Below are 12,734 nucleotides of genomic sequence, written 5' to 3' on the forward strand. Positions count from 1 at the left end.
GCCGGGGATGGCCGCTTCGTTGACCTGCACGTTCGTGGATGGGCGCTCGCTCAATGGCTCGCGATGCGCTCGCGCCAGGCACGCGTGCGCGCAAGGATGGCGTCGATGTCCATGTCCACCAGCTCGCGCGCGGCGAGCTTGCGGCGGCCGGCGATCCATACGTCGCTGACCTGGTGGCGGCCGGTGGCGTAGGCCAGTTGCGAGGCCACGTGGTACAGCGGCTGGGTTTCCAGGTCCGACAGGCGCACCGCGGCGAGGTCGGCCTGCTTGCCCGCCTCGATCGAACCGATCTTCGCGTCCAGCCCCATCGCCTTCGCGCTGCCCAGCGTGGCCGCGTGCAGCGCGCTGGCGGCGTCGAACGCGGCCGCATCCTGCGCCACCGCCTTGGCCAGCAGCGCAGCGGTGCGCAGCTCGCCGAACATGTCCAGGTCGTTGTTGGAGGCGCAGCCGTCGGTGCCGATGGCGAGGTTCACGCCGGCCTTGCGCAGCTTCTCCGCGGGGCAGAAACCGGAGGCGAGCTTGAGGTTGGATTCGGGGCAGTGCACCACCGACACGCCGGCCTCCGCGCAGGCGGCGATCTCGCCGTCGGTGAGCTGGGTCATGTGCACCGCGATCAGGCGGTCGTTGACCAGGCCCAGCTTCTGCAGGCGCTGGAACGGGCGCAGGCCGCTCTTCTGCTTCTCGTCCTCGACCTCGTGCGCGGTCTCGTGCAGGTGCAGGTGCACCGGAATGTCGAGCTGGTCGGCCAGCATGCGGATGCGCTCGAAACTCTCGTCGGAGACGGTGTACGGCGCATGCGGCGCGAACGCGGTGGACACCAGCGCGTCGCCGAGGAAACTGTCGTGGACTGCGCTCGCGCGCTCGAAGTATTCGTCCTGCGACTTCGCCCACGCAGTGGGAAATTCGATCACCGGCAGGCCGACCACGGCGCGGAAGCCGAGCTTGCGGTAGGTGGCGCCGATGGCGTCGGGGAAGAAGTAGTTCTCGTTGGCGCAGGTGGTGCCGCCGCGCAGCATCTCGGCCACGGCAAGCTCCACGCCGTCGCGCACGAATTCGGGACCGATCACCTTCGCCTCGGCCGGCCAGATGTGCTGCTGCAGCCAGACCATCAACGGCAGGTCGTCGGCCAGGCCACGCAGCAGGGTCATCGGGTTGTGCGTGTGCGCGTTGACCAGGCCGGGGATCAGCGCGTGCTCGGGCAGGCACACGGTTTCGCGCGGCGCGTAGGCGGCGCGTGCCGAGGCGATGGGCAGCAGCGCGACGATGCGGTCGCCCTGCACCGCCACCGCGTGGTCCTCCAGCACCACGCCGTGCGGCTCCACCGGAACGACCCAGCGGGCTTCGATCAGGAGGTCGACGGGCTGGGGCTGGATATCGCTCATGGCAATCGGTTCCCGTGGTTCAGATGCGCGAAGGGCGGCTGACCTTGCGGTGCCGCCCCTTCGTTCGTCATTCCAGCGGAAGCTGGAATCCAGTGACTTCGGCTTGTCCTGCGAAGGAATTCGGTGTGCTTCGCACGAGTACCCTACTGGATCCCTGCTTTCGCAGGGATGACGAACCGGCAAAGGCACGGGCACGGCCCGCGCGCCGGTTCGTCACTTGCCGACGCGGCTGACGTATTCGCCGGTGCGGGTGTCGACCTTGATCACTTCGTCCTGGCCCACGAACAGCGGCACGCGCACCACGGCGCCGGTTTCCAGCGTGGCCGGCTTGCCGCCGCCGCCGGAGGTGTCGCCGCGCACGCCGGGATCGGTCTCGGTGATCTTCAGCTCCACGAAGTTCGGCGCCTGTACCGCGATGATCTCGCCGTTGAACAGCGTGACCACGCACTCTTCCTCGCCCTTCAGCCACTTCGAGGTGTCGCCGATGCCCGCCTTGCTGGCCTGATGCTGCTCGAAGCTCTCCTGGTGCATGAAGTGCCAGAACTCGCCGTCGGAGTACAGGTACTGCATGTCGGTGTCGGTGACGTCGGCGACCTCGAAGCTGTCGCTGGACTTCATCGTCTGCTCGGTGGTGCGGCCGGTCTTGAGGTTGCGGATGAAGATGCGGGTGAACGCCTGGCCCTTGCCGGGCTTGATGAACTCGGCTTCGGTGATGATCCACGGATCGTTGTTGTGAAGGATCTTCATGCCCTTCTTGACGTCGTTGAGACCGGCGGTGGCCATGCGGTGAACTCCAGAGATGAATGGTCGGGCCCGAACGCCTCCCTGCGCCGCCGGGCGGCTAGAATGGACGGCTCGAGGGTCCGGTATGGCCCGGACAAGGCCACACATGATAACCGCAAGCCCCGGCGCACGCATTACACCCGCCCCCGGCGCGCCGGCCGGCGACTGGCGGCAGCTGTGGCGCGAGGCGATCACCGATGGCGCCGAGCTGCTGGCCCTGCTGGGCCTGCCGGAACTCGCCGCGCAACTGCCGCCCGCGGACGCCGGTTTCGCCCTGCGCGTGCCGCGCGGCTTCGCGGCCCGCATGCGCCACGGCGACCCGCGCGATCCCCTGCTGCTGCAGGTGCTGCCGCAGCTGGCCGAGCTGGACCAGGTGCCCGGCTTCGTCGCCGACGCCGTGGGCGACATGGCCGCCCGCGAGGCGCAGGGCGTGCTGCACAAGTACCACGGCCGCGCCCTGCTGATCGCCAGCGGCAGTTGTGCGGTCAATTGCCGCTACTGCTTCCGCCGGCACTTCCCCTACGGCGAGGAAATGGCCGCCGCCGGCCAGTGGCGGCAGGCGCTGGAACACGTGCGCCAGGATGCGACCATCGGCGAGCTGATCCTGTCCGGCGGCGATCCGCTGGCGCTGTCCACCTCCAAGCTGGACGAGCTGTCGCGCGGCCTCGCCGACATCCCTCACGTCACCCGCCTGCGCATCCACACCCGCCTGCCGGTGGTGCTGCCCGAGCGCGTCGACGACGCCTTCGGCGCATGGCTGGCCGCGCTGCCGCTGCAGAAGGTGGTGGTGCTGCACGCGAACCATGCGAACGAATTCGACGCCGGCGTGGACGCCGCCTGCGCGCGCCTGCGCCAGGCCAGCGCCACGCTGCTGAACCAGTCGGTGCTGCTGCGCGGCGTCAACGACGACGCGGACGCGCTGGCCGCGCTGTCCGAGCGCCTGTTCGCCGCCGGCGTGCTGCCCTATTACCTGCACCAGCTCGACCGCGTGCAGGGCGCCGCGCATTTCGCGGTGGACGACGCCCGCGCACTGGCGCTGCTGGATGCGGTCCGCGCCCGCCTGCCCGGCTACCTGGTGCCGAAGCTGGTGCGCGAAGTCGGCGGCGAGCCGTCGAAGCGTCCGCTGTAAACTGGCAGGCGTCACGTCCGTTCGGTCATTCGCTGGCAGTTCCATCAGCAATCCGCTACAACCGAATCACCGGAGCGTCTCGCGGGGAAAGGCGGGCGCCCGTTACGCCCTCCGCGACACCGGCAACCCATGAAAAAAGACTTCGTCATCAGGATCCTCTTCATCGAGCACTCGGTCGAAGAGGCGGAGCAGATCATCAGCCTGCTGCGCAACACCGGCATCGCGGTGCGGCCGGCACGCGCCACCACCGCGGACCAGGTGCAGGCGGCGCTGGCCGAACTGGAACCGGACCTGGTGATGTTCGACCCGGCGAACGGCTCCATCGCCTTGCCCGAGGTGAAGCGCATGCTCGACGCCCTGGGCAGCGACTACGCGCTGCTCGGCCTGGTCGGCACGGTGGACAACCAGCAGGTGGCGGAGCTGTACGAGTACGGCGTGCAGGGGATCGCCGCGCGCAACATGCCGGGCCAGTTGCTGGCGGTGCTGCGTCGCGAGTTCGACGCCTTGCAGACCCGCCGCCAGCTGCGCCGGCTGGAAGCCACGCAGCGCGAGCTGGAGCGCCGCTGCGACGCGCTGCTCGACTCCTCCCGCGACGCCATCACCTACGTGCACGAAGGCGTGCACGTGCGCGCGAACCAGGCCTACCTGGAAACCTTCGGCCACGAGAGCTTCGACGACCTGCTCGGCATGCCCATCCTGGACATGATCGATGCCGCGAACGTGGACGAATTCAAGAACCTGCTGCGCGGCCATTCGCGCCAGGAAAAGCTGCCGAACCAGGTCAGCCTGCGCGCCCGCCGCGCCGACGGCGGCCCGTTCGACGCAACGGTCGAATTCGCGCCGGCGACGTTCGAGGGCGAACCCTGCCTGCAGATAGTGTTCCGCCGCCAGGTGGTCGACCCGGCGATGCTGGACCAGCTGCAGCGCGACCCGGTGACCGGCCTGTACAACCGCGCGCACATGCTGGAGGAGATCGGCCGCGCCGTGGCCGACGCCGCGAACGGCAGGAAGGGCCAGTCGCTGCTGCTGGTCGAGCCGGACAACTGGACCGCGCTGGTGGGCGGCATCGGCCTGGCCAAGGCCGACGAACTGCTGGCCGGCTTTTCCGCCCGCGTGCGCATGTTGCTGGGCGCCGGCGACGTCGCCGGCATGCTGGCCGAGCACACGCTGGGCGTGGTCCTGGACTCCCGTCCGGACGAGGCGATCCGCGAGTGGATCACCAGGCTGCAGCAGCGCATCGGCAGCGAGATCTTCGACGCCGGCGCGCGCTCCATCACGGTCACCGCCAGCGTGGGCGGCAGCCTGCTGGGCGAAAAGAACGCGAACGCCGAGCTGCTGCTCAACCAGGCCAGCCAGGCCTTGCGCACCGCCCAGAGCCTGGGCAACAACCAGATCGAGCTGCACGATCCCGCCGCGCGCGAGAAGGCCGACGAGGAACGCGAGCGCTACTGGCTGGACCTGCTGCGCAACGCGCTGGAAGGCGAAGGCCTGGTGCTCTACCACCAGCAGACCGTCAGCTTGCAGGACGCCGAGGGCGACTACTCGGAAATCCTGCTGCGCATGAACGGCCCGCAGGGCGAGGTGCTGCCGGGCTTCTTCATGCCGATCGCCGAGAAGCACGCGCTCACCGGCGCGATCGACCGCTGGGTGCTGGAACACGCCCTGCAGGCGCTGCGGCAACGCGAGGGGTTGGGCCAGCCGACCACGTTCTTCGTCAAGCTCACCGCCGCCTCGCTGCGGGACCAGACGCTGCTGTCGTGGCTGGGCGAACGCCTCGCGCAGGCCAGGCTGCGGCGCGGCCGGCTGGTGCTGGAGATGACCGAGAGCAAGGTGATGACGCTGCTGCGCCCGGCGCAGGAATTCGTCACCGCGTGGAAGCGGCTGGGCGGCCGCTTCGCGCTGGAGCAGTTCGGCTCCGGCCTGAACTCGTTCCAGTTGCTCAACCACATCGACGCGGACTACCTCAAGATCGACCGCAGCTACATGGCCGACCTGCCGCAGCACCCCGAGAACCAGAAGAAGGTGGGCGAGCTGTGCCAGCAGGCGCACGCACTGGGAAAGCAGACCATCGCCGAGTGGGTCGAGGACGCCACCAGCACCTCGCTGCTGTTCGCCGCCGGCGTGGACTTCGTGCAGGGCAACTTCCTGCAGATGCCGCAGCGGCTCGAATGACCCGGCGCGGCCGGCGAGTCGCGCGGACGGCTCCGGGCGACACGTCGGCGATCGCCCAGCGACAGGCCGCTCCGGACGGCAGACACGAAAAACCCGCGGATCGCTCCGCGGGTTTTCGTTTGCATCAAGATGCGGGCGCGATTACTCGGCGCTGGCGGCAGCGGCCTTGTTCGCGGCCTTGATCGCGGCGGCGGCGGCGATGTCTTCCTTGATGCGGGCGGCCTTGCCTTCCAGGCCACGCAGATAATACAGCTTGGCGCCGCGCACCTTGCCCTTGCGCTTCACCTCGACCGAATCGATCGCCGGGCTGTGCGCCTGGAACACGCGCTCCACGCCGGTGCCGTGCGAAATCTTGCGCACCGTGAAGGCCGAATGCAGGCCGCGGCTGCGCTTGGCGATGACGATGCCCTCGAAGGCCTGCACGCGCTCGCGATTGCCTTCCTTCACCTTGACGTTGACCACCACGGTGTCGCCGGCGCCGAATTCCGGCAAGGGACGGGTGATCTGCTCGGCTTCGAACTGCTGGATGATCTTGTTCATGGCGACCTCAGTGGTTTGCGGCGTTCCGTGACCGCTTGGTTTCTAGCGGCGGCTTTCCGTGGCCGCGTTGTTTATTGTCCACCCGCCGCGTGGTATTCGCGACGGAATTCTTCCAGCAACGCGCGGGATTCCGCATCCAGCGCGCGTTGCGCCAACAGCTCCGGGCGCCGCAACCAGGTCCGGCCCAGCGCCTGCTTCAGGCGCCAGCGGCGGATCGCCGCGTGGTCGCCGGAGAGCAACACCGCCGGCACCTCGCCGTAGGCGTCCCGCACCGGCTTCGCGTAGTGCGGGCAGTCCAGCAGGCCGTTCGAGAACGAATCCTGCTCGGCGGACTGCGCGTCGTTCAACGCGCCTTCCTGCAACCTGCCCACCGCGTCGATCACCACGGCAGCACCCAGTTCGCCGCCGGACAGCACGTAGTCGCCGATGGAAAGCTCCTCGTCGACCTCATGCGCCAGCAGGCGCTCGTCCACTCCCTCGTAACGCCCGCAGAGCAAGGCGATGCGCGGCAACCTGGCCAGCGCCTCCACCCTGCCCTGCGTCAGCCGCGCTCCCTGCGGGCTGAGGTAAATCACGTGCGCCGGTTCCGGCGCGGCCTCGCGCATGGCCTTCAGGGCCGCCCGCAAGGGCTCGATCAGCATCACCATCCCGGGCCCGCCGCCGCAGGTGCGGCCGTCCACGGTACGGTAGTTGTCGGTGGCGTAGTCGCGCGGGTTCCAGGTTTCCACCTGCAACAGCTCGCGCTGCTGCGCGCGTCCCACCACACCGACGGCGGCGCACTGGCGCATGAAGTCGGGAAACAGCGTGACGACATCGATGCGCATGGATCTCAAACTCCAGCCTTCAGAATTCGGGATCCCAGTCCACCACCATGCGCCCGCCGGACAGGTCCACCGAACGCACGTAACTGCCCTGGATGAAGGGGACCAGCCGCTCGCGCTCGCCGTCCCGCACCACCACCACGTCGTTGGCGCCGGTGGCGAACAGGTGGCTGACCCGCCCGAGCGCCGCGCCTTCGGTGGTGACGACCTCCAAGCCTTCGAGGTCGACCCAGTAATACTCGTCCTTGCCGGGAGGCGGCAGCTGCTCGCGGGCGACATGGATGTCGCTGCCGACGAGGGCGGCTGCCGTTTCGCGGTCGTCCACGCCGGGCAGATGGGCCACCAGGCCCTTGCCCTGCGGGCGCCCTTTCGCTCCCGCGATCTCCGTGACCACATCCGGCGCCGTTGCCAGCAGCCAGGGGTGGTAATCGAAGATCTTCGTGCGCGGCTCGGTCCAGGATTCGATCTTGACCCAGCCCTGCACGCCATACAGCCCGACGATGCGTCCGACCAGGACGCGCCGACCGGCTGCCGTCACGCTCAGGCCGCCTGCTGCTTGCCGGCTTCCTTGACCAGGGCGGCAACCTTGTCGCTCAGCTGGGCGCCCTTGCCCACCCACTCCTGCACGCGCGCGACGTTCAGCTCGAGGCGCTTGTCCTTGCCCGAGGCAACCGGGTTGTAGAAACCGACGTTCTCGATGTTGCGGCCGTCGCGCTTGTTGCGCTGATCGGTGACCACGACGTGGTAGAACGGGCGGCCCTTGGCGCCACCGCGCGAAAGACGAATCTTGACCATGATGAAAGCTCCAGAGATGCCGGAATCGCCGGCCACACGCACGAGGCCGTGCGCGGTAAACGCGGCATTTTAGGGGTACGGGCGGAAAAATGGAAGGGTTTGCCGCAGTTACCGGCTCCCGCAAGCACCGGTGCGGCTCTGTCAACGGCCAAAGCGGCTACCTGATTGCCATGAAAGGGCTTTCCTGCCCTTTCATGGCTCGCCGAATCCGGCTGACGCCGGACTCAGCTCCGTCATCCCGTCGCGCTGCGCCGGGATGACGCGCGGGCCATCCATGGCCCGTTGACTGGCTCCGGCTTGAATCCTGGCTCTGGCCGTGCCCCTGACTCTGGCCTCGGTCCTGGGCCCGGTCCCGCCCGTCAACGCGGCGGCAGGCCGCCCATGCCACCCATTCCGCCCATGCCCTTCAGCGCGCCGCTCATCTGCCGCAGCAGGCCCTTGCCGCCGCCGCGGGAGAGCTTGGACATCATCTTCTCCATCTGCATGTACTGCTTGAGCAGGCGGTTGACGTCGGCGGGCTGGGTGCCGGAGCCCTTCGCCACGCGGGCGCGGCGCGAGCCGTTCAGGAGGTCGGGGTGGCGGCGTTCCTTCGGCGTCATCGAGCCGATGATCGCCACCATGCGCTTGATCTCGCCGTCGTTGACCTTGGATTTCACGCTGTCGGGCAGGCCGGAGACGCCGGGCAGCTTGTCCATCAGGCCGGCCAGGCCGCCCATGTTGCTCATCTGGTCGAGCTGGTCGCGCATGTCCTCGAGGTCGAAGCGCTTGCCCTTCATCACCTTCTGGGCCAGCTTCTGCGCCTTCTCGTGGTCGACCTTGCGCTCGACTTCCTCGACCAGCGACAGCACGTCGCCCATGCCGAGGATGCGCTGCGCCAGGCGGTCCGGGTGGAACGGCTCCAGCGCGTCGGTCTTCTCGCCGGCGCCGAGGAACTTGATCGGCCGGCCGGTGATGTAGCGCACCGAGAGCGCCGCACCGCCGCGGGCGTCGCCGTCGGTCTTGGTGAGCACCACGCCGGTGAGCGGCAGCGCGTCGGCGAAGGCCTTGGCGGTGGTGGCGGCGTCCTGGCCGGTCATCGAGTCGACCACGAACAGGGTTTCGACCGGGGTGATCGCGGCGTGCAGCGCCTTGATCTCGGCCATCATCGCCTCGTCCACGTGCAGGCGGCCGGCGGTATCGACCAGCAGCACGTCGACCACTTCGCGGCGGGCCGCGGCGACCGCGTCCTTCGCGATCTGCACCGGGTCCTGCCCCGCCTCGGACGGGAAGAACTTCACGCCCACTTGACCGGCCAGCGTGCGCAACTGCTCGATGGCGGCCGGACGGTAGACGTCGCAGCTCACCACCATCACCTTTTTCTTCTTGCGCTCGGTGAGCAGGCGCGCCAGCTTGGCCACCGTGGTGGTCTTGCCCGCGCCCTGCAGGCCGGCCATCAGCACCACCGCGGGCGGCGTGACGGCGAGGTTCAGCTCGCTGTTCGCCGTGCCCATCACCGCGGTCAGCTCGTCGCTGACCACCTTCACCAGCGCCTGGCCGGGCGACAGGCTCTTCAGCACGTCCTGGCCCACCGCGCGCACCTTGACGCGCTGGATCAGCGCCTGCACCACCGGCAGCGCCACGTCGGCCTCGAGCAGGGCGATGCGCACCTCGCGCAAGGCCTCGCGGATGTTTTCCTCGGTCAGCCGGCCGCGGCCGCGCAGGCGGTTGACGGTGGTGGAAAGGCGTTGGCTGAGCGATTCGAACATGGGCGCGGCATCGGGATGCGGAACGTTCGAGTATAACCGAGGCCGCCCGCAGGCTTCGAACCGGCCCGGCTCAACGCGCCGGCTGCGCCTTCACCCAGGCCGCGATGTCGCCGATCACGCGCGCATCCACGTGGCCGGGCGTCTTGTAATCGGCCAGCGTCCCCGTCGCACCGGCCGGCATGAACAGGTGGCTGAGTCCGGAATACAGGTGGAAGGCCGTGTGCGGCCGGCCGGCCAGCTCCTGCTGCCAATGGGCGAAATCCAGCGTGGGCGACACCTGGAAATCGCTGCCGCCCTGCAGGATCAGCATGGGCAGCGACGGCAACTGCTTCGCCTCGGCCAACGGATCGACCCGCGACCAGCCCAGCCAGTAGGCTTGCGGCATGCCGCCGTATGTTCCGGCCGGCGCCGGCTGGCCCGGCGCGATGCCGGCCAGCAGCTTCCGTTCCTGCGCAACGGCCTGCACCGCTTGCTTGATCGCCGCCGGCGGGCGCCCTGCCCTGGCCTGCTGCTCGCGCACCTGCTGCTCGATCACGTCGAGGATCTTCCGCGCCGGCGCGGCCATCAGCACCAGCCCGGCCAGTTGCGGATCGCGCTGGCCGATGCGCGGCGCCATCGACGCGCCCAGGCTGTGGCCGAGCACGAACACGCGTTTCGGATCGATCCCTTGCTGTTGCGCCAGCAGGCGGGTCGCCGCCACCGCATCGTCGGTCACTTCGGCATCGATCGTGAGATCGGCACCGTGCCCCGGGTGATCGAAGGTGCGCTTGTCGTAGCGCAGCGAGGCAATGCCGGCACGGGCCAGGCCCTCGGCGATATCGCGGAACGGCTTGTTCGGGCCGATGGTTTCGTCCATGTCCTGCGGGCCGGAACCAGCTACCAGCACCACCGCCGGGAATGGCCCGGCACCCGGCGGCAAGGTCAGCGCGCCGTGCAAGGGGCCCACCGGCGTCGGCACGTCCAGGGGCGACACGCGCACGCCATCGGTTTCGACACTCTGCGCCACGGCGGTAGCGAATACCCCGGCAGGCACGAAGCGATACGTGGCGATCCGGTCCTGCGCATCGCAGGCCGCGGCGAAACCGAGCCGCATGTTGGCGAAGCTCAACATGGCGCCGGCAACGGCATGGCCGTCGAGGGCTTTCGGCTGCACGGCATCGTGCGACTGGTAGGCGCCCGCGCTGCCCTGCACCTGCTTCCACACCTGCTCCAGCTTCGCGGCATCCAGCTTGCCCGCAATGACCTCGCCGAAATCCTTGCGCGCGCCCGCATAGTCGCCGTGCGCCAAGGCATCGATCGAGGCGGCCGCATGGGCGATGCACGCCTGCGAGGGCGCATCCTCCGCGGCGTGGACCGCAGGCGCGGACAGGATCGCCACGGCCATGGCGACAGGCATCATCGAACGCAGTTTCATGGCGCATCTCCTCCCGACGACGGGTGGCGCCCTTCGAGACGCCGGTAGATGAAATACGAGTAGCCGGCAGGAAGCAGCAGCACGATCACGATGACGGCCAGCAGCCAGCGGGACATGACCCCGGCCATGCCGGCAGCCACGAACACCAACCCGGCCAGCACGAACATCCATCCGCCCAGCCGGTGCGTACGCTCCCATACCGCCTCGCTGGCCAGCGTCCATGGCGTGCGGATGCCGACGAAGAAATTCCGGCGCAGCTTGCCCATGTAATTGCCCAGCACCATCAGCAGCACGCCGATGGCGAGCGGCGCGATGGTCGTCATCGGCACGGCGTGGCCGGCGCCGGCCAGCATGGCCGTGATGCCGAGCACCAGCATCACGCCCTGGATCGCCAGCATCAGCACGCCGTAGATGTCGGCGAAGGGCGTGATCTCGAAGCGGCGCGGCGAGATCGCCGGCAACGCCACGGTCAGCGCGGCCAGCCCGAGTATCAGCAGGGGCCACATGGCCACGGCCCAGAAGCGGGTGCTGTAGCCGTTCGGCTGGCCGCTGGCGTTCCAATGAGTCGGCATGCGCGCCGGGAAGTGCGGCCAGAGCCAGATCGCCACGCCGACGGCGATGGCTGCGAAGATGATGGAAACGATCAGGGTGCGTGCGGGCTTCATCACTTGCCTCCGGCTTTTCCCTTGGTCGGGAACAGGTCCATCAGCATCCGCGCCAGGTCCTCGAACACGGTGCTGTTGAGCGAATAGACGATGTACTGGCCGCGCCGCTCGGTGCGCACCAGGTCGGCGTGCTTGAGCACGGCGAAGTGGTGCGACAGCGAGGCCGGCGTGATGTCGAACGCCTCGCCGATTTCGCCGGCGGTGAGCGGGCCGCCCTGCAGTCGCTTGAGGATCGCGCGGCGGGTCGGGTCGGCCATGGCCTTGAATACTTCCTGCTGCTTCATCGACGGGATCGTCCGCAGTGCATGTCTAGATATTTAGATAATTTTCTAAATATCGCAAGTGCCATGCGGCGATGAGAACCGTTCCGGTTTGTCGAACGGCTGTGCGACACTGCGAATCATGTCGCTCGTGCTGCTATCCATACTTGCCATCGTGTTCTATCTCGGCGGCGCCAGCCTGCTGGCCGCACCGCTGACCGGCTGTCCGCGCACGCCACAGCGACTGGGCCTGATCGCCGCCACGCTGGCCGTGCTGCTGCACGCGGCGGTGCTGCTGGGCGCGCACGGCGGCCAGTTGGACCTGCACTTCTTCGCCGCGCTGTCGCTGGTGGCCTGCGTGGTGGCCGCGCTGACGCTGCTGGTGAACCTGTCGCGGCCGGTGGCCGGGCTTGGGGTGATCGTGTTCCCGCTGGCCGCGCTGCTGCTGGCGCTGGACGTGTTCTTCGCGCCGCCCACCACGCCGCATCCGCTGGACTGGCAGATCAGCCTGCACGTGGCGATCGCGCTGCTGGGCTACAGCCTGCTGTCGATCGCCGCGGTGCTGGCGGTGCTGCTGGCGGTGCAGGAACGCGCCCTGCGCACCCATCGCCCGATCCGGCTGGTGCGCGCGCTGCCGCCGCTGACCCAGACCGAATCGCTGCTGTTCCGCCTGATCGGCGCCGGCTTCGCCCTGCTCACGCTCACCCTGCTGAGCGGACTGCTGTTCATCCAGAACATCCGCGCCCAGCACCTGATCCACACCACGGTGCTCAGCGTGGTCGCGTGGCTGATCTTCGGCACGCTGCTGTGGGGCCGCTGGAAGCACGGCTGGCGCGGCCGCAGCGCGGTGAACCTGTGCCTGATCGGCATGGCCGTGCTGCTGCTGGCGTTCTTCGGCAGCAAGGCGGTGCTGGAGCTGGTGCTGCACCGCGCGGCGTGAGAGCCCGCAAACCGTTCGGGTTGAGCGCAGTGGGACGAAGTTCCGCGCAGTCGAAACACCTGGCATCGCCAAGCCCTTCCCTTCGACT

At 68.7% G+C, this 12,734-nt stretch carries 13 protein-coding genes; 3 read left to right on the forward strand and 10 right to left on the reverse strand.

What is annotated here, in order from left to right:
* Positions 1–50 precede the first annotated feature (50 nt).
* Positions 51–1,382 (reverse strand): TRZ/ATZ family hydrolase, encoded by a 1,332-nt coding sequence (locus PCA_RS11170; protein WP_181302691.1) that lies wholly within the window; start codon positions 1,380–1,382, stop codon positions 51–53.
* A gap of 213 nt (positions 1,383–1,595) precedes the next feature.
* Positions 1,596–2,165: an elongation factor P gene (gene efp / locus PCA_RS11175; RefSeq protein WP_181302692.1), complete on the reverse strand. Its 570-nt coding sequence runs from the start codon at positions 2,163–2,165 to the stop codon at positions 1,596–1,598.
* 106 nt (positions 2,166–2,271) lie between these two features.
* On the opposite strand from efp, the gene epmB reads away from it, so the two are divergent.
* Together epmB and PCA_RS11185 are read left to right on the forward strand one after the other, a co-directional pair.
* Positions 2,272–3,294 (forward strand): EF-P beta-lysylation protein EpmB, encoded by a 1,023-nt coding sequence (epmB, locus tag PCA_RS11180; protein WP_181302693.1) that lies wholly within the window; start codon positions 2,272–2,274, stop codon positions 3,292–3,294.
* A gap of 129 nt (positions 3,295–3,423) precedes the next feature.
* Entirely contained in the window at positions 3,424–5,466 is a 2,043-nt protein-coding gene (locus PCA_RS11185) for a GGDEF domain-containing phosphodiesterase (protein WP_181302694.1), read from the forward strand.
* Positions 5,467–5,607: 141 nt separating this feature from the next.
* Here the strand turns inward: PCA_RS11185 and rplS are convergent, their stop codons facing one another.
* The 8 genes from rplS to PCA_RS11225 form a co-directional block, all read right to left on the reverse strand.
* Positions 5,608–6,006, reverse strand: coding sequence for a 50S ribosomal protein L19 (rplS, locus tag PCA_RS11190; protein ID WP_181302695.1), 399 nt, complete (start codon positions 6,004–6,006; stop codon positions 5,608–5,610).
* Between the two features lie 71 nt (positions 6,007–6,077).
* Positions 6,078–6,830, reverse strand: a complete 753-nt coding sequence (trmD, locus tag PCA_RS11195; protein ID WP_181302696.1) for a tRNA (guanosine(37)-N1)-methyltransferase TrmD — start codon at positions 6,828–6,830, stop codon at positions 6,078–6,080.
* Between the two features lie 19 nt (positions 6,831–6,849).
* On the reverse strand, positions 6,850–7,365 hold the full coding sequence (gene rimM, locus PCA_RS11200; RefSeq protein WP_181302697.1) for a ribosome maturation factor RimM: 516 nt from the start codon (positions 7,363–7,365) through the stop codon (positions 6,850–6,852).
* A 2-nt stretch (positions 7,366–7,367) separates the two neighbouring features.
* Complete coding sequence (gene rpsP, locus PCA_RS11205; protein WP_181302698.1) at positions 7,368–7,622, reverse strand: 30S ribosomal protein S16; 255 nt, start codon at positions 7,620–7,622, stop codon at positions 7,368–7,370.
* Positions 7,623–7,981: 359 nt separating this feature from the next.
* Positions 7,982–9,367 (reverse strand): signal recognition particle protein, encoded by a 1,386-nt coding sequence (gene ffh / locus PCA_RS11210; RefSeq protein WP_181302699.1) that lies wholly within the window; start codon positions 9,365–9,367, stop codon positions 7,982–7,984.
* A gap of 70 nt (positions 9,368–9,437) precedes the next feature.
* Positions 9,438–10,781: an alpha/beta fold hydrolase gene (locus PCA_RS11215; RefSeq protein WP_181302700.1), complete on the reverse strand. Its 1,344-nt coding sequence runs from the start codon at positions 10,779–10,781 to the stop codon at positions 9,438–9,440.
* The gene (locus tag PCA_RS11220; RefSeq protein ID WP_181302701.1) at positions 10,778–11,446 is read right to left on the reverse strand and encodes an SdpI family protein; all 669 of its coding nucleotides are present in this window, start codon (positions 11,444–11,446) and stop codon (positions 10,778–10,780) included. Before PCA_RS11220 ends, PCA_RS11215 begins: the two co-directional genes overlap by 4 nt.
* Positions 11,446–11,730, reverse strand: coding sequence for an autorepressor SdpR family transcription factor (locus tag PCA_RS11225; RefSeq protein WP_181302702.1), 285 nt, complete (start codon positions 11,728–11,730; stop codon positions 11,446–11,448). The genes PCA_RS11220 and PCA_RS11225 overlap by 1 nt, the downstream gene beginning before the upstream one ends.
* A 118-nt stretch (positions 11,731–11,848) precedes the next feature.
* Here PCA_RS11225 and ccsA point away from each other — a divergent pair, with 118 nt between their 5' ends.
* On the forward strand, positions 11,849–12,646 hold the full coding sequence (gene ccsA / locus PCA_RS11230; RefSeq protein ID WP_181302703.1) for a cytochrome c biogenesis protein CcsA: 798 nt from the start codon (positions 11,849–11,851) through the stop codon (positions 12,644–12,646).
* Positions 12,647–12,734: the final 88 nt, after the last annotated feature.

Origin of the sequence: Rhodanobacter sp. PCA2 (assembly GCF_013620825.1) — a bacterium.
In the GTDB taxonomy this organism is placed as follows: Bacteria; Pseudomonadota; Gammaproteobacteria; order Xanthomonadales; family Rhodanobacteraceae; genus Rhodanobacter_A.